At 70.1% G+C, this 14,998-nt stretch carries 13 protein-coding genes and 7 pseudogenes; 9 read left to right on the top strand and 11 right to left on the bottom strand.

Annotated features, from left to right (window positions below):
- Nucleotides 1-13: 13 nt before the first annotated feature.
- A complete protein-coding gene (locus CES90_RS45100; RefSeq protein WP_189787927.1) occupies nt 14-682 on the top strand; it encodes a TetR/AcrR family transcriptional regulator in 669 nt (222 codons plus the stop codon).
- Nucleotides 683-758: 76 nt separating this feature from the next.
- Here CES90_RS45100 and CES90_RS45095 read toward each other — a convergent pair whose 3' ends face one another.
- Nucleotides 759-980, bottom strand: coding sequence for a hypothetical protein (locus CES90_RS45095; RefSeq protein WP_189787926.1), 222 nt, complete (start codon nt 978-980; stop codon nt 759-761).
- Between the two features lie 60 nt (nt 981-1,040).
- Between CES90_RS45095 and CES90_RS45090 the strand changes: the two genes are divergently transcribed.
- A complete protein-coding gene (locus CES90_RS45090) occupies nt 1,041-1,190 on the top strand; it encodes a hypothetical protein (protein WP_189787925.1) in 150 nt (49 codons plus the stop codon).
- A gap of 31 nt (nt 1,191-1,221) precedes the next feature.
- Here CES90_RS45090 and CES90_RS45085 read toward each other — a convergent pair whose 3' ends face one another.
- The 3 genes and pseudogenes from CES90_RS45085 to CES90_RS52285 form a co-directional block, all read right to left on the bottom strand.
- Nucleotides 1,222-1,605 (bottom strand): hypothetical protein, encoded by a 384-nt coding sequence (locus tag CES90_RS45085; protein ID WP_189787924.1) that lies wholly within the window; start codon nt 1,603-1,605, stop codon nt 1,222-1,224.
- On the bottom strand, nt 1,602-1,736 hold the full coding sequence (locus CES90_RS51500; RefSeq protein ID WP_268257070.1) for a hypothetical protein: 135 nt from the start codon (nt 1,734-1,736) through the stop codon (nt 1,602-1,604). Before CES90_RS51500 ends, CES90_RS45085 begins: the two co-directional genes overlap by 4 nt.
- A gap of 179 nt (nt 1,737-1,915) precedes the next feature.
- Nucleotides 1,916-2,167, bottom strand: a pseudogene (locus CES90_RS52285) (site-specific integrase); the annotation flags it as partial.
- Nucleotides 2,168-2,420: 253 nt separating this feature from the next.
- On the opposite strand from CES90_RS52285, the pseudogene CES90_RS45075 reads away from it, so the two are divergent.
- The 5 genes and pseudogenes from CES90_RS45075 to CES90_RS50815 form a co-directional block, all read left to right on the top strand.
- A pseudogene (locus CES90_RS45075) lies at nt 2,421-2,723 on the top strand (DNA polymerase III subunit alpha); the annotation flags it as partial.
- Nucleotides 2,715-2,990: pseudogene (locus CES90_RS45070) on the top strand (transposase); the annotation flags it as partial. The pseudogenes CES90_RS45075 and CES90_RS45070, both read left to right, overlap by 9 nt.
- Before the next feature lie 565 nt (nt 2,991-3,555).
- A complete protein-coding gene (locus CES90_RS45065; RefSeq protein ID WP_189787923.1) occupies nt 3,556-5,145 on the top strand; it encodes a PQQ-binding-like beta-propeller repeat protein in 1,590 nt (529 codons plus the stop codon).
- A 63-nt stretch (nt 5,146-5,208) separates the two neighbouring features.
- A complete protein-coding gene (locus CES90_RS50820; RefSeq protein ID WP_229914422.1) occupies nt 5,209-6,018 on the top strand; it encodes a transposase in 810 nt (269 codons plus the stop codon).
- 29 nt (nt 6,019-6,047) lie between these two features.
- Nucleotides 6,048-6,590 (top strand): transposase, encoded by a 543-nt coding sequence (locus CES90_RS50815; protein ID WP_308437932.1) that lies wholly within the window; start codon nt 6,048-6,050, stop codon nt 6,588-6,590.
- Here the strand turns inward: CES90_RS50815 and CES90_RS45055 are convergent.
- Both CES90_RS45055 and CES90_RS45050 read right to left on the bottom strand, forming a co-directional pair.
- Nucleotides 6,544-7,694, bottom strand: a pseudogene (locus tag CES90_RS45055) (IS256 family transposase); the annotation flags it as partial. The gene CES90_RS50815 and the pseudogene CES90_RS45055 sit on opposite strands and share 47 nt — an antisense overlap.
- An 83-nt stretch (nt 7,695-7,777) precedes the next feature.
- Nucleotides 7,778-7,987, bottom strand: a pseudogene (locus CES90_RS45050) (IS5/IS1182 family transposase); the annotation flags it as partial.
- 50 nt (nt 7,988-8,037) lie between these two features.
- On the opposite strand from CES90_RS45050, the gene CES90_RS45045 reads away from it, so the two are divergent.
- On the top strand, nt 8,038-9,255 hold the full coding sequence (locus CES90_RS45045) for an ROK family transcriptional regulator (RefSeq protein WP_189787922.1): 1,218 nt from the start codon (nt 8,038-8,040) through the stop codon (nt 9,253-9,255).
- A 60-nt stretch (nt 9,256-9,315) separates the two neighbouring features.
- On the opposite strand, the gene CES90_RS45040 is transcribed toward CES90_RS45045, so the two are convergent.
- From CES90_RS45040 to CES90_RS45030, 3 genes and pseudogenes are all read right to left on the bottom strand, one after another.
- Nucleotides 9,316-10,425 (bottom strand): Gfo/Idh/MocA family protein, encoded by a 1,110-nt coding sequence (locus tag CES90_RS45040; RefSeq protein WP_189787921.1) that lies wholly within the window; start codon nt 10,423-10,425, stop codon nt 9,316-9,318.
- Nucleotides 10,426-10,577: 152 nt separating this feature from the next.
- Nucleotides 10,578-11,129, bottom strand: coding sequence for a Gfo/Idh/MocA family protein (locus CES90_RS45035; protein ID WP_189787920.1), 552 nt, complete (start codon nt 11,127-11,129; stop codon nt 10,578-10,580).
- Between the two features lie 434 nt (nt 11,130-11,563).
- Nucleotides 11,564-11,842, bottom strand: a pseudogene (locus CES90_RS45030) (IS701 family transposase); the annotation flags it as partial.
- A gap of 30 nt (nt 11,843-11,872) precedes the next feature.
- Between CES90_RS45030 and CES90_RS45025 the strand changes: the two are divergent.
- Nucleotides 11,873-13,257, top strand: a pseudogene (locus tag CES90_RS45025) (hypothetical protein).
- 97 nt (nt 13,258-13,354) lie between these two features.
- Here the strand turns inward: CES90_RS45025 and CES90_RS45020 are convergent.
- The gene (locus CES90_RS45020) at nt 13,355-14,014 is read right to left on the bottom strand and encodes a flavin reductase family protein (RefSeq protein ID WP_189785334.1); all 660 of its coding nucleotides are present in this window, start codon (nt 14,012-14,014) and stop codon (nt 13,355-13,357) included.
- Between the two features lie 53 nt (nt 14,015-14,067).
- Complete coding sequence (locus CES90_RS45015; RefSeq protein WP_189785335.1) at nt 14,068-14,892, bottom strand: enoyl-CoA hydratase/isomerase family protein; 825 nt, start codon at nt 14,890-14,892, stop codon at nt 14,068-14,070.
- Nucleotides 14,893-14,998: the final 106 nt, after the last annotated feature.

The raw sequence follows: 14,998 nt of genomic DNA, 5'->3' as shown, positions 1-14,998 counted from the left end.
AGATGATGAGGGCATGCCGCAATCGTCCGCACCGCGCAAGACCCTCGGCCGACCTCCCCGCATCTCCCGCGAGGAGGTCGTCACAACGGCCCGTCGGATCGTGGACGCGGAAGGCGTGGACCGGCTGACCATGCGGCGGCTGGCCACGGAGATCGGCAGTACGCCGATGGCGCTCTACCACCACGTCCGCAACAAGGAAGAACTGCTCGTCCTATTGCTGGACGACTACGCCACGCGGACGCTGCACCGACCCGAACTGCCCGCTCAGCCTCGCGAGCGGATCGTCGCCGCCGCTGCCACGATCCACGAGGCGCTCGCCGCCTGCCCGTGGATCGTGGAGGTGCTGACCGCCGACGACCTGATGGCCCCATCCGCTCTCTGGTTTGTCGAGCAGATCGTCGACGGCCTCGTCGAATGCGGCCTGTCCCCCGAGCGGGCAGTACACGGCTACCGCGCGATCTGGTACTACACCGCCGGAGAGATTGTGGTCCGCGTGACAGCGGCCCAGCGGCGCACAGACGACGACCGTCCCACCTACCGGGAACGAGTCTTCGCCGATCTCGACCCGAGCGAGCTACCCCGCTTGGCACAGGTCGCGGACCAGTGGTCACCACTGACCGCCGAGGACACCTACCTGGACGGGCTCCGAGCCCTGGTAGACGGCCTCCTGGCTCCCTGTTGACCTACTCATTCAGTTCATATTCTCGAGCGCCGATCCGGTGCCAACGCCTCCGCCCCGGATCCTCACGAAGCCGATGTCATGATCGCTGCGATCTGCTGTTGGTGACCTCCTCGGCGCGGACGGCGAGGTACTCGGCCCAGTCACGTCTGGCGTAGGCGACCCAGCGGAGCGCGGTGTGGCGGTGCATCCCGGTCACATCGGCGAGGATCGGGCTGGGAAGATCAGCCGCGAGGGCGGCCAGCGCCCCGTTGCGCGCGGTGCGAACCAGGATGCCGTGCCGGTCGAGTTTCTGGGTCATGCCGTGTGTCGAGATCGGCTTGCCCGGGACCATGACCGGGAAGAGCCACTGAGGACCTGGATGGGCTCGCGAGAGCTGCGGCCGCAGTTGGGGCTGTTCGGCAAGTTACCGAAGGAGCTCGGCGAGCCGTGGAGGCAGCAGGACAGGGGGGCGGCCCAGGACCACGAGTGCCGTGCCGAGTGCGGCGTCGCGTACGGCGCGAAGACCTGATGCAGATCCATCCCCAGGTACTTCGGCGGCGTCAGCACCTTCGCGCACCGCTGGTTCGCCGTACGGAACACGCCGTCCCAGGATGCGGCCGAAACGGCATCCCCTGCTCGTTCAGCCACAGCCACAACGGCTCCGGACCATGCGGCCCCTCAGTGAACAGCATCATCCGCTCGCGCACGGACAGCGGATTCAACTCCCGCTCCCCAGCAACGCCACGCTGATCGCGCCACCGCACCTTCGGCTTCAATCCGCGCGTCACCTCGGTCACCAGCCGCAGCTGAGCAAGCCGCTCGTACCAGCCAGCCTGCCGGGCCTTGCGAACCACCCAAGCCCGCGAGGAATCGACGTACGCCTCGACGTCGCCGAGCGCATCGGCGCCGACATAGAACGTCCGGGGCCTCTTCGACCGGGTCACGGCCGCGGCCACCTTCCCCCCCGGTAGTACCGGCCCCCGCCGATCCGCCGCACGGGCAGCTCGAACGTCAGCAGCGACCCGCCCTCGCCCCGCCGCAGCCCGGACGACGTCAGCAGCCGCACGAAGGCCACGTTTCCTCCAGCCGACCCACCCAGCCCGGCTGCGGAATACCCCCGCGCGTGTGGCCGCGCAGGCCGACGTTGACCCACTTCCGCCACGTCCGCGGCGTCAGCCAGTGCACGTTGCCCGGCCGGACGTCCTTCGGCGCCGCCTCCGGCACCGAGATCACCTCGCCGTTGCGCCCCACGATCTACCGCACGAGCAACGGACTGCGCACCAGGTGTCCATCACGGACAGCCCACCGGAACAGGCTGGCGAACGCGGCCAGTTCACGTCCCCACTTCGACCCGCCGACCCGCCTCGGATTCCCCTCCGTTCTCCGCCGCCAATGCTCGTAGTCCTCCAGGTCCCTCGGTGTGGCCTCCAGCCAGCCCCGCCCTCGCTTCCACAAGAACGTCAGCAGCAGGGCGATGTCTGTGGCGTAGTTGCGGCGGGTCTCCTCCTCGTAGCGGCGGAAGGTACCTGACTGGCCGTTACAGGCTCAGGAGGGGATCTACCCGATGATCTGGCGGACAGGAAGATGGGGGCGCCGGCCATCACACCCACCGCGTCCTCGCGAGACGGCAGGCCCTCCCATCCCTCGACGACACTGCCCCGAACTCCACCCCGCACCGCGTCCGACGGTACCCAGAACACGCGCCAACTCACCGCTAGTGCACCCTTCTTGATTGGCTTCAACACGCCAATTCAATAGGGAACTCCGGGATACCGGCCTCGCCCTGGGGATTCCGCCGCAGGTCGTCGGTGAGATCGCCAAGAGCTTTCCGCACCTGCGCGCCCGGGACATTCGCGGTGCCTTGGCCGAACTGCCGGAGCTGCGGCAACTCGCCTCCCAGGCGGGGAAGTTCGGACCGCTGTGGGAGCTCGCCGAAGCCCTGGACGCGCTGCCCCGCGGCTGCGCCATGCACACGTGCGGGGTGATCCTGTCGAACGCGGCGCTGCTGGACCGGCTTCCGGTGCAGCCGACCCCGGCCGGATACCCGATGGCGCATGCCGCCACGCTCGGCATCGACCTCGAAATCGTCCAACGCGCCCACGGCAGCAGGGGATTCACCCCGATCCCGAAACGCTGGACGGTCGAGCGGACCTACGGCCGGCTCATGCTCCACCGCCGCCTTGCCCGCGACTACGAAACCCTCCCCGCTCGCTCCGAAACCATGATCCACCTCGCCATGACCGACCTCATGGCCCGCCGCCTCACCGGCGAGGCCACCAGCTCCTGGCGCGACCCGACATCACCGGAACAAATCCACATCACGGGATGAAACAATGGGAGAAAACGACCTCTGAGCCTCTTCCAACCTGATGGGTCTGCTGCACGATCGGGTGACACCTGAACTGGCTTGCCCTGTGGGGCGAGTGGGAAAGATGTCGCTGCGCCCAAGCCTGTGACGCTGTCGAAGTGGATGCGTCGCGCGGACATCGACGACGGTGTGAAACCCGTGACGAGTACGAAGGAGAACGAGGAACTGCGTGCCGCGCGTCAGCGGATCAAGCGGGGATTCACGGTGAGAGCTGTTGCTCCCAACGAGGCCGCGTCCCAGCCATTTTCCCAGGTCAGCCACGGATCCGCCGTCAAATGATCGCAGCCGTCCAAGTCAAGCGGTTCATGTCGGCTGCAGCAGCGACAGCCATGGCCATCGCCGTAGTCAGCCGCACGCGGCCGTGGTCGGCTGTCGACGACAAGGTGAGTCTGCGACCTGGCTCGTCTCGGAACGCCTGCCTCGTGGATCCGTTCCCGATCACGTACACGAATGAGTCGATTCCCTCGGAATACCGCAGGAAAGCGCCGGGCCTGGCAGACTGTGCGCCACCTGGGGGGAGATCATCGTGCCGGATGAACTGACCGTCCGCCGGATACTCGGGGACCAGCCGTTCGCCGAGATCGGCCGGCCCGTGTGGGCGGTGACCGACGCGCGCCACGGCTGCGTCATCGCGGCCGGTGACCTCGGACACGTCATATGGCGCGGTACGGGCCACTGGCTCGGCCACCGGATCGGCGTGTACGAGGCCGGCACCCTCCGTCCGCGCCACGTCCTCGCCTCCCGCTACTCCGTATGTGCCATCGAGCCTCACCCCGAGCTGCCACTCGTCGCCGTCGGCACCGGCCGCTACGACGGCTCGTGGGACTTTCAGGGACAGCTGCTCCTGCTGCACCTGGAGACCGGGCGCGTGACGAACCTGCTGAGCAAGAGCCGCCAAGTGCGCCACCTGCGCTGGCTGGAGGACGGCAGGCTCGCGATGCTGCTCTCCCCCGAGGACAAGGACGGCGGCTTCCGCAAGGGCTTCGAGCTGGCCGTCGCGGCGGACGACTGGCTGTCTGCTCCGGCCGGTCTGGTCGACCCCGACGACACACGCGATGCGATGGTCGAGAGCGGGCTCCTTTACGACCCGCGTGTGGAGGACACCCTCGCGCGGCTGACGGAGGGCCGGTGGCGGCGGCGGGCGGAAGTGCGGGACCTGGCGGTGCTGGCCGACGGCCGGGTGCTCGCCACCGGTCGGCACACGGACCTCGAATGCTGGGATCCGTCGGGCGCGCTGAGGTGGGCTCTTCCTGCGGACGGGGAGGGGAGCGTCCGGGTCGAGGCGGCCCCTGACGACGAGTCGGCGTGGGTGACGTACCGGGGGTACCGGCGCGACGAGGTGACGGGTCGCCTGGTTGACCGCGCGACCACTGTTCGGCGGATATCGACGGCGGACGGCGGTGCGGTGGACTGCGTGGACGTGCCGTCGGTCCCCGCACTGTGCGCCGCGGACGAAGGATGGCTCGCCCTGCGCCCGCGAGGGCGCGACGCACACGCCGCGCTGCTGCTCGCCCCCACGCACCAGGAGGCGGCCCGCCTCGGCCTCGCCCCCAGCCGCTCCAGCTCCCCGGCGCTGCGCGTCAGACACAGTGCCCGTCTGCTGTATGTGGACGGCCCCGGCCCGGACGACGACGCGCCGTGGATCCACGCGATCGATCCTCCAGGCGCCCACGGCCCCGCCGCTCTGCGCGCCCTCTTCCCCTTGCGCTGGGACCCGGCGTCCGCACTCCAGCCCTGGTACGGCCCCGCCGTCGAACTGACACACACCCTCGTCCACGCGGGCCGGTCGTACGAACAGGGCGCCACCTACGTGGAAGCCCGCGAGGGCACATACGTCGTGAGCCGCCAGCTGCCGGACGGAGAGGCACGCTGGGTGTACCGCACCGACAGGCCGCTCGCCGATCTCGACGGCGACGAGCGGAGGGTGTACGTCGTGTATCTCACCGGTGAGGTGGAGACCCTGGACACGGCGACGGGCAAGCTGCGAGCCCGGCACACCCTGCGCGCGCACGGCCACCCGGTCACGCCGGTGTCCGCCGCGTACCGGGCGGAGCAACAGCGGCTGGTCGTGGGGACGGTGGACGGGCGGATCCTGGACTGCTCGGTTCCGGGTTGACCGGGTCGGGTGACTGCGCAGGTCGCACGGTCGAGCAACCCGGGTGGTACGACGGCGATATGAGTGCGTGACCGGCTGGATGGACTGTGGTACGACGAGGACTTCGCCGACTGGTACCCGCGGGATGGACGTCCGGGTCTCTCGCCTGCTCAACTGGCCACCGTCTGTGTGCTGCAGTTCTTACTCGGCCGGTCGGACCGGCAGGCCGCCGAGGCGGTCCGCTGCCGCATCGACTTCAAGTACGCCATGGAGCTGGACGACCCCGGCTTCCATCACAGCGTGCTGGCCGACTTCCGCGACCGCCTTGCTGAAGATGACCGTGCCGACCGCCTCCTCGACCTCGCGCTGGCCCGTCTCAAGGAGGTCGGCCTGGTGCGCGAGCGCACCACGCAGCGCACCGCCTCCACCCACGTCTTGGCCGCAGTGCGTGACCTGACCCGCCTGGAGCTGATCACCGAGGCGATCCGCGCCGCACTGGAAGAAGTCGCCGGCACCTCCCCTTACCTGCTCGATGAGCTGATCGACGAGGACTGGGGGCGCCGCTACGGCCGCCCGGTGCGCCTGGGCAAGAACCCCACCAAAGCCAAGACCAGGATCCTTGCCACCGGAAACGACGCAGTCCGGCTCCTGGAACACCTCTACCGTCACGGAGCAGACTGCACATCAGGCCCTCGTATCCAGGCCCTACGCCAGATCATGGCGCAGAACTACCACTGTGACGCCGCAGGACACCTGCGCTGGCGCACCGCCGAGAAGGAAGGCGGGCCCGGACTGCCGCCCTCGTCCCGGGCGATCGTCTCTCCCTACGACACCTCAGCCCGCTACGCACGGCACGGACACATCATCAGCTGGAAGGGGTCTCCGCCCATCTGACCGAGACCTGTGCTCCCGACGGCCCCAACGTGATCACGGACGTGGCCACCACCGCGGCCACCACCCACGACAGCCAGGTCCTGCCCGGCATCCACACCCGCCTGTCACGCCGCGGCCTGCTGCCCGCCGAGCACCTGGTCGACACCGGCTACACCTCCCTGCCCCACCTGGAACAAGCCACCCGTGAGCACCAGATCACCGTCTCCGGGCCGCTCTGGAGCAACCCCACCCGCCAACACCGCCGAAACGAGGGCTTCGCCCGGGACGACTTCCACATCGACTACGACCATCGGCAGGTCACCTGCCCCCAGGGCCAGGTCAGCCAGGGCTGGCACGGCCCCTACCCGACCTCCTCACCCACCGCGGCCCCGCTGATCGTGGCCAGGTTCACCAAAAGCCGGTGCCAGCCCTGCCCAGCCCGCAGCCGGTGCACCACCTCCCGCGAAAGCACCCGCACTGTTGGCTTTCCTCCACGAGAACTCCGCGACCTGCAACTCCGCGACCTGCAACTCCGCGTCCGCACCGAGCAACAGACGGGTCGAGACTCATCAGCGCCATGTAGACGCACTTGAGGGCGGCGGCCTCGTTGGGGAAGTGTCCGCGGGCGCGGACGGCCTTGCGTATGCGGGCGTTCACGGACTCGATCGCGTTCGTCGAGCAGATGACCTTGCGTATCTCGACGTCGAAGGAGAGGAAGGGCACGAACTCGGCCCAGGCGTTCTCCCACAGCTTGATGATCGCCGGATACTTTCGGCCCCAGGCTTCCTGGAACTCCCCGAACCGCTCCGTCGCCGCGTCTTCGCTGGGTGCGGTGTAGACGGGCTTAGGGCTTTGGCGACCTTGTCCCAGTCCTGGCGGGCCGCGTAACGGAAGCTGTTGCGCAGGAGGTGAACAACGCATGTCTGGACAATCGTGCGAGGCCAGACGGTCTCCACCGCCTCGGGCAGGCCCTTGAGGCCGTCACAGACGAGCATGAGTACATCGTCCAGGCCTCGGTTCTTCAGCTCGGTGAACACATGCAGCCAGTACTTCGCGCCCTCACCGCCGTCGCCGGCCCAGATCCCCAGGATGTCCCGGGTCCCTTCGGTGGTCACGGCCATCACGACGTAGACCGGCCGGTTCGCGACCTGACCGTCCCTGATCTTGACGTTGATGGCGTCCACGAACAGGACCGGGTAGACGCGGTCGAGCGGCCGGTTCTGCCATTCGGCCATTCCCTCCATCACCTTGTCGGTGATCGTGGAGATGGTCTGCTTGGACACCTCCGCCCCGTAGACCTCGGCCAGGTGCGCGGAGATCTCCCCGTGGGTGAGGCCCTTCGCGGACAGGGAAAGCACCATTTCGTCCACGCCGGACAGGCGGCGCTGCCGTTTCTTGACGATCTGCGGCTCGAAGCTGCCGGCGGTGTCCCGGGGCACCCTGACCTCGACCGGGCCGACGTCGGTCAGCACTGTCTTCGCACGAGTGCCGTTGCGGCTGTTGCCGTTGTTCTTTCCTGCCGGATCGTGCTTCTCGTAGCCGACATGGTCGGTGATCTCGCCCTCCAGCGCGGACTCCAGCACTCGCTTGGTCAGCTGTTGCAACAGCCCACCCTCGCCAGTCAGCTGCAGGCCCTCGCTGCGGGCCCGGTCGACCAGCATCGCGACGAGCTGTTCGTCCGACGCGGCCGACGGCATCGCACCACCGGCTGGCTCCTCGACAGACTCGCGCTCGATCGTCATCTCTCCCACTTGGCGTCTCTCCTTGATCAGCAGATCCGCGGGTTGCGTTCGACGATCTCGACATCGATGCCCAGACCGGCGCCGTGCGCGACGACCTGGTTCTTGAAGCCCTGGTCGACCAGGGCCTTGCGGACGGTGCCGCCGGTGTGCCCGGCGACCTGGTCCAGCAGGACGATGCCCGCAGTGTTGACGTGGGTGTTCGCGGCGAGGACGACGACCGCGATGACCAGGCCGAGGACGTCCACTTGAGGAGCAGGTCGGCGCATCCTTCGGCGAGGCAAAACGATAGCCTTGGCCCATGCCACCCGAGACCCGTGAGCCGATGCGCCATGCCGGTATGCGCGAACGGAACCTGGCGGTGCTGCTCGGTGTGATCGCCGCGAACCAGCCGGTCACCCGGGCACGGCTCGCCGCGCTCACCGGTTTCACCAAGACCACCGTCTCGAACCTGATCGCGGTGCTCGCCGAGGCCGGCCTCGTCCACGACGGGGACATGCTGCACGAGGGGGACCGAGGGCGCCCGGGCATCGGGGTCTCGGTCAACGGCACCGGCGCCGCGGGGCTCGGGCTCGAGGTGAACGTCGACTACCTGGCGGCCGCCGTGCTCGACCTCGGCCGACGGGTGCGCTATCGGCTCCTGGTGGCGGCCGACAACCGCAACCGGAAGCCCGCCGAGATCGCCGTCGCGCTGGCCCGACTGGCCGGACAGGCGTTCGACTCGGCGGCGGAGCAGGGTCTGCCGGTGATCGGGGCGACTGTGGCGCTGCCCGGTCTGGTCGACCGCTCCGGGATGTTCCGCGCCCCCAACTTCCCGTGGGACGACGTGCCCGCTGCGGCCTTCACCGACCTCGGCCTGTCCGGGCTGAAGCTGCCGACCAGGGCCGAGAACGAGGCCAACCTGGCGGCGCTCGGGGAGCTGTGGTTCGGGGCCGGGCGCGCCAACCTGGGCGACTTCGTGCACGTCTCCGGAGAAATAGGCATCGGCGCAGGCGTGGTGCTCGACGGCCGGGTGTTCCAGGGGGCGCATGGCTACGCCGGCGAACTCGGCCACCTGCAGGTCGACCCGGCCGGCGAGCCATGCGCCTGCGGCGCCCGCGGCTGCCTGGAGCGCGCCGCGGGCCGGGACGCCATCCTGCGTGCGGCGGGCCTCGGCGACATGCTCGCCGACCACGCCCTCGCGGGACCGCTGGAGCCGTTGTCCGCGCTGACCACGCTGCTGGACTCCGGCGACCCGGCCGCGACCGAGGCGGTCGGCCGGGCCGGTGAGGCGCTGGGGCGGGCGCTCACGGACGTGGTCAAGGTGATCGACCCGGACACGATCGTGCTCGGCGGGATCTTCTCCACGATCGCCCCCTGGACTCTGCCCTCCGTGGAAAAGGCGCTGCGGGCCGGCGGGCTCTACGGGCAGGTCCCGACTGTGGTGGTCTCGTCGCTGGGGGAGCACGCGGCCGTGCTCGGCGCCGCGGGACGGATCATCGAGCACCTGTACTCCGATCCGGCGCTGCTGCTGCGCTGAACGCGCGACGGCCCGCCCCGGCCCGCAGGTGCGCGTCGTTCCGCGCGCGGCAGCTGCGCCTCACCCCTGGCCCAGTTCCTCCGGGCGCGCCGCGGCGGGGATCGGCTCGGGGAGCGGGGAGTCGCTGACCACAGGGCGGCTGTCACCGGACTTGGCCGCGGCGAGCAGGGCCTCCATCACGTCAAGCACGTGGTAGGCGAGTTCGGCGCTCGCCCGGTGCGGCCGCCCCGTCGCGATGGCGTGCGCCATGTCCGCGACGCCGATGCCCCGCTCGCCGTCCGCGTAGCCGCCGAGAACCGGCGCCGTATGCCAGGCGGGGTCCGCGGCGTGACGGACCCGGACGTCGCCGGTGAAGCTGTTCGGGTCGGGCGCCGACACGGTGCCCTCCGTGCCGTACACCTCGATCCGGGGCAGCGTGCTGTCCCACACCTCGAAGCTCATCATCAGGGTGGACAGCGCACCGCCCTGGTGTTCCAGCACGCCGGTGACATGGGTCGCCACCTCCACCGGGAATGTCGTGCCCGCGCGGGGACCGCTGCCGATCGTGCGCGTCCGGCGGGGGCTGCCGGAGAGGCCGGTGACGCGGCGGACCGGTCCGAGCAGCAGCACCAGCGCGGTCAGGTAGTACGGGCCCATGTCCAGCAGCGGCCCGCCGCCCGGCCGGTAGTAGAACTCCGGGTCGGGGTGCCAGCGTTCATGACCGGGCGTGGTCATGAAGGCGGTCGCCGCGACCGGGACGCCGATCTCGCCCTTCTCCACGCACGCCCGAGCCGTCTGGATGCCGGTGCCCAGGACGGTGTCCGGAGCGCAGCCCACCCGGACCCCTGCGGCGCAGGCGGCGTCGAGGATGGTGCGGGCCTCCTCGACGGTGGGTGCGAGCGGCTTCTCCCCATACAGGTGCTTGCCCGCCGCGATCGCAGCCAGGGAGATCTCCAGGTGCGCCTCGGGAGTGGTGAGGTCGAGGACGAGGTCCACCTCGTCCGAGGCGCAGAGATCCTCCGGGGTCGTAGCGCGCACCTCCGGGAACCGTGCGGCGACGGCCCTGGCCCGTTCGGGGCGGCGGGCCGCCACCTGCACGGGACGTACGTTCGGCAGCCGGGACAGTGTCTCCAGGTACGCGCCGCTGATGTTGCCGGCGCCCACCACGCCGATCCGCAACGGGCCGCTCATGTCGTCTCCTCCTGTGGAATGGCCGTGAGGCAGTGAACCTATCGGCGAAGCGGTCCTCCCCGGCCCACTCGGCCGGGGAGGACCGGTGGCCGTCGAGCCGGCCGACACGGAACGGGCGGACGGGACGGCCGGGACTGCCGGGACGGACGGCGTCAGGCCGGACGGGACGGAGGCGGCACCTCCTCCATAACGCCCCGGCCCTCGGAGAGCCGGAGACTGACGTCGAGCACATGGAGGCAGAAGCCTGCGCTCAGGAAGGGCTCCCCCTTGCTGAGGACCGCCGAGGCAAGGTCGGCCACGCCCGCGCCGACCGTGAGGTCGTGGGTGTCGTCGTAGCGGTAACGGGTGGGCGGCGCCACGAAGGGCAGCTGTTCGGGCTCGCCGAGATAGGCGTTGGTCTTGCCGCTGGTGGGGACGTTGCGGCGCAGCACGACCGGCGCCGAGGCCTGCCACACGTCGCCCACCGACAGCACGCCCCGGTCGCCGATGACGGTGAGTGACAGATCGGTCGGCGCCACCCAGCCGACGCTGAGTCGGCACACGGCGCCACTGGCGAACTCGAGGAACCCGAGGGAGACATCCGGGGCGAGCTCGCCCGGGTCCGGCCACTCGCCGCCCAGCTGGAGCGAGGTGTGCGCCGCCATCCGCACCACCGGGCCCAGCATGGCCACCAGCCAGCTGAGCTGGTAGCCGGCGTGCTCCATGACGCAGCCGTTGGCGACCTCGTCCCGGTAGGACCCAGCACCGGTTCGTGAGTGGGCTTGCACCGGTAGGGGAGCCCCCGGCGGGAGCCGACGAGCAGGCGTGGCTCGCGCCCTGACGGAACGTACCGCAGTGTTCCCGCGGCGTCCCAGGTGTAGCGTCCGCCCCGGCCCTGGGTGAGCAGGGCCATCATGTCGAAGAAGGCGAGCCCCATGCCCCGCACCAGCGCGTCGGAGCCGGGCGGTAACACCGAGAGGTCGGTCTCGGCCACTAATACTGCAACGGTGTCTGTTCTGAGTGCTGGGCAGTTTTCAGGGGCTGTGGCCTCGTCGCTTGTAGTGGCTGATGCGGGCTTGGTGTTGGCGTCGTCGTCGCCAGTGTGACCAGTGCAGGATGTGGTCGGTCGGGGTGGGACGGCGATCGGTGAGGCGGGTGATCAGGCGTCGGATCTCGGCGAGGCTGAGGTGGATGAGCTGGGAGGATCCGTTTCTGCTTTGTCCGTGTCGAGCTGGCGGGCCCGCAGGACGGTGAGGCAGGCGTGGGCGGCCATGGCGAGGGTCATGTGGCGGTGCCAGCCGGGATAACGGCGGACCTGGTAATCGTCCAGGCCGCACTCCTGCTTCGCCGTCTGGAAGCATTCCTCCACGGCCCATCGGCTGCCCGCGATGCGGATCAGCTGATCCAGGGTGGTCTCGGCGGGACAGTAGGCGATGTACTAGTAGTGCTTCGTTAGGTTGTGGGCTGTCTGCGGCTGCTCCGAGGGCTGGGCAGGGGGTGTCCGCAGGTGGTGCAGGTACCCCAGCTCGCGCACATCCAGAGCCTTCAGGCCGGGATCGAGACGATCGCCCACCGGCTGTCTGTGCCCGTGGGTGAGAAGGGCACCAGGCAGGCTCCAGGCGGCTACCGCAGCACGCGGGAGTGGTTCGCCAAGTCACGCCGCCTGTGTGTGCTCGAAGACCGGCTTCAGGCAGTGCGGGCGGACCGTGAGGCCGGGGTCGTGCGCGTGGTGCGTGGCGGGAAGCGGCTGCTGAACACCCGCCACCATCTTCAGCAGGCGCAGCTCACCGAGGAGCAGTGGCGCTTGCGGTGGCAGGCCGGGCGCCGGTTCCTCGCCGCGACGGCGAGTCCGGCAAAAGGTTCGGCAACGAGACGATCCGCGTCACCCCCGGCGGCGAGGTCTCGATCAAGCTGCCCGCGCCGCTGGCGCACCTGGCGAACGCCCCGCACGGCCGGTACGTCCTGGCCGCCCGGGTGTCGTTCGCGCACCGGGGTGAGCAGTGGGCCGACCGCGTCACCGCCAACCGGGCCGTGGCCTACCGCATCCACGAAGACACAGCCCGGGGACGCTGGTATGTGACCGCCTCCTGGACGATCCCCCCGGTGCAGACCGTGCCGCTGGAGGCGGCCCGCGCCAGGGGCCTGGTCGGCGTGGACACCAACGCCGACCACCTGGCCGCCTGGCGCCTGGACACCCACGGCAACCCCGTCGGCGAACCACTCCGCTTCGGCTACGACCTCACCGGCACCGCCGCCCACCGCGACGCCCAGGTCCGCCATGCCCTGATCCGCCTGCTGCACTGGGCCAAACGCCACGGCCTCGCCATCGCGGTCGAGGACCTCGACTTCACCGCCGAGACCACCCGCGAGAAGCACGGCCGCCGCAAACGCTTCCGCAACCTCATCTCCGGCATGCCCATCTCCAGGCTGCGGGCCCGGCTGGTGTCCATGGCGGCCGAACTCGGCATCCCCGTCGTCGCCGTCGACCCGGCCTACACCTCCAAGTGGGGTGCCCAGCACTGGCACAAGCACCTCACCACCAAGGACAGGAAGACCACTCGCCACGACGCGGCAGCGGTGGCGATCGGAAGGCGCGCCCTGGGGCACCCGATCCGGCGACGGACGGCACCGCCCCCGCACGACCGGAGTGATCGTGCGGGGCATCGGACCGTCCAGGCTGGCTCGGTGGCCCCGGGGCGTGAGGGAAACCGCCCCCGTATTCCCGGACCACGGACACGATCCGTGCGCGCCGGACACAGGGCGAACGCGGTGGACCAGAACGCCCAACACCGTTCGGGGCGTTCGGCTGAGCACGGGTCCTGGAAACAGGACTCGCTCCCGCTCAGACTTTAGGAACGGTGGGTTGGTGGTGATGGGTTAGGTGGGCTGGTCGGGGGCTGGTTGGTCGGAGAGGCGGGCCGAGGAGGCTTGGAGAAGGCCTCGGGGATGCCTAGACGAAGCCGCCGAACCGGCCCCGGTGGAACAGCAGCGGTGCGTTCGCCTCGCTGTCCTCGCCGTCCTCGCTGTCCTCGCCGTCTTCTCCGGTCGTGCCCAATGCCTCCACCCTGCCCACCACGATCAGGTGGTCGCCGCCGGTGTGTACGGCGTGGATCGTGCAGTCGATCCAGGCGGGGGCGCCGGTGAGGCGGGGGGAGCCGGTGGCGGGGGCCGGGTCGTGGGGGACCCCGGCGAACTTGTCCGCGCCGCTCACGGCGAAACGGCGGCACAACTCGCCCTGGCGGGCGCCGAGCACGTTCACGCAGAAGACGCCGGCGCGGGCGATGCGGGGCCAGGTCGTCGACGTACGGCCGACCATGAACGCGACCAGCGGCGGGTCGAGGGAGAGCGAGGAGAAGGACTGGCAGGCGAAGCCTGCGGGGCGGTCGTCGTCCGTCGCTGAGGCGGGGGCCGTGATCACTGTGACGCCGGTCGCGAAGTTGCCCAGTACGCGCCGGAATTCGGCCTGGTCGACCGGTGCGCGTTCGTCCTCTCCGACGCAGCGCAGGTCGGGGCGCGGCAGTGCTTCGACGACCGGTTCCGTGGCCGTCATGCGGCCTCTGTCCGCCCTCAGGTAGCGGACGGCGGCGGCTGCCATTCCCGCATGTCCCATCACATCACCCATTGAAACTGACGAACCGTCAGAAGTGAAGCGTCAGGCGGGACTCAGCGGCCCTCGAAGCGCGGTGCCCGTCGCTCCACGAAGCTCGCCACGCCCTCCTGCGCGTCCGCCGTCGTCATGTTGATCTCCTGCGCGGCGGCCTCGGCGGTGAAGGCGGTGGTGCGGTCGGTGTCGAGGGAGGCGTTGACGAGCTGTTTGGTGAGGGCGAGGGCGCGGGTGGGGCCGGTGGCGAGGCGTTCGGCCCACTCGCGGGCGGTCTTCTCCAGGTCCTGGGCGGGGACGACACGGTTGACCAGACCGAGGCGTTCCGCGTCGGTGGCGGGCAGGGCGTCGCCGAAGAACATCAGCTCCTTGGCGCGCTGGGGGCCGATCAGGCGGGGGAGGAGGTGGGCGCCGCCGCCGTCCGGGACGAGGCCGCGGCGTACGAACACCTCGATGAAACGGGCCTCTTCGGCCGCCAGGACGAGGTCGCAGGCGAACGCGAGGTGCGCGCCGATGCCGGCCGCCGTGCCGTTCACCGCCGCGATCACCGGTTTCTCGCAGTCGAGTACGGCGGCGACGAGGCGCTGGGCGCCGAGGCGGATGGTGCGGGCGACGTCGCCGGGGAGGAGTTCGGTCGGCTGGGGTGCGCCGCGCAGGTCGGCCCCCGCGCAGAAACCGCGGCCGGTCCCGGTGATCACGACCGCGCGTACGGCGGGGTCGGAGGAGGCGTCCGAGAGCAGCTGGATGAGCCGTTCCCGCTGGTCAGGGGTAATGGCGTTCATCGCCTCGGGGCGGTTGAGGGTGATCCACGAGACGGCGTTGTCAGTGGCGTGCAGTATCAATGAGTCACGGGATTTTTCGGGAGGTTCAAGGGGGGAAGCGGACATGTGGGTGCTCCTGTTCTTACGTGGAGTGATCGTCGGGCTCGGCGTCGGGCTCGGCGTCGGGCTCGGGGTCGGGCTCGGCGTCGGGCTCGGAGTCCGGTGGCCGGTC

Source organism: Streptomyces capitiformicae, assembly GCF_002214185.1.
Classification (GTDB): domain Bacteria; phylum Actinomycetota; class Actinomycetes; order Streptomycetales; family Streptomycetaceae; genus Streptomyces; species Streptomyces capitiformicae.
The sequence above is the reverse complement of the archived record's forward strand: the minus strand, read 5'-3'. Positions and strand labels throughout refer to the sequence as shown.

What these genes read in the sequence shown, in the direction of transcription:
- CES90_RS45100 (WP_189787927.1), top strand. Translation starts at nt 14, where the DNA reads ATGCCGCAATCGTCCGCACCGCGCAAGACCCTCGGCCGACCTCCCCGC.
- CES90_RS45045 (WP_189787922.1), top strand. Translation starts at nt 8,038, where the DNA reads ATGCCACCCGAGACCCGTGAGCCGATGCGCCATGCCGGTATGCGCGAA.
- CES90_RS45095 (WP_189787926.1), bottom strand. Translation starts at nt 980, where the DNA reads ATGACCCAGAAACTCGACCGGCACGGCATCCTGGTTCGCACCGCGCGC.
- CES90_RS45040 (WP_189787921.1), bottom strand. Translation starts at nt 10,425, where the DNA reads ATGAGCGGCCCGTTGCGGATCGGCGTGGTGGGCGCCGGCAACATCAGC.
- CES90_RS45035 (WP_189787920.1), bottom strand. Translation starts at nt 11,129, where the DNA reads ATGGAGCACGCCGGCTACCAGCTCAGCTGGCTGGTGGCCATGCTGGGC.
- CES90_RS45020 (WP_189785334.1), bottom strand. Translation starts at nt 14,014, where the DNA reads ATGGGACATGCGGGAATGGCAGCCGCCGCCGTCCGCTACCTGAGGGCG.
- CES90_RS45090 (WP_189787925.1), top strand. Translation starts at nt 1,041, where the DNA reads ATGGGCTCGCGAGAGCTGCGGCCGCAGTTGGGGCTGTTCGGCAAGTTA.
- CES90_RS45015 (WP_189785335.1), bottom strand. Translation starts at nt 14,892, where the DNA reads ATGTCCGCTTCCCCCCTTGAACCTCCCGAAAAATCCCGTGACTCATTG.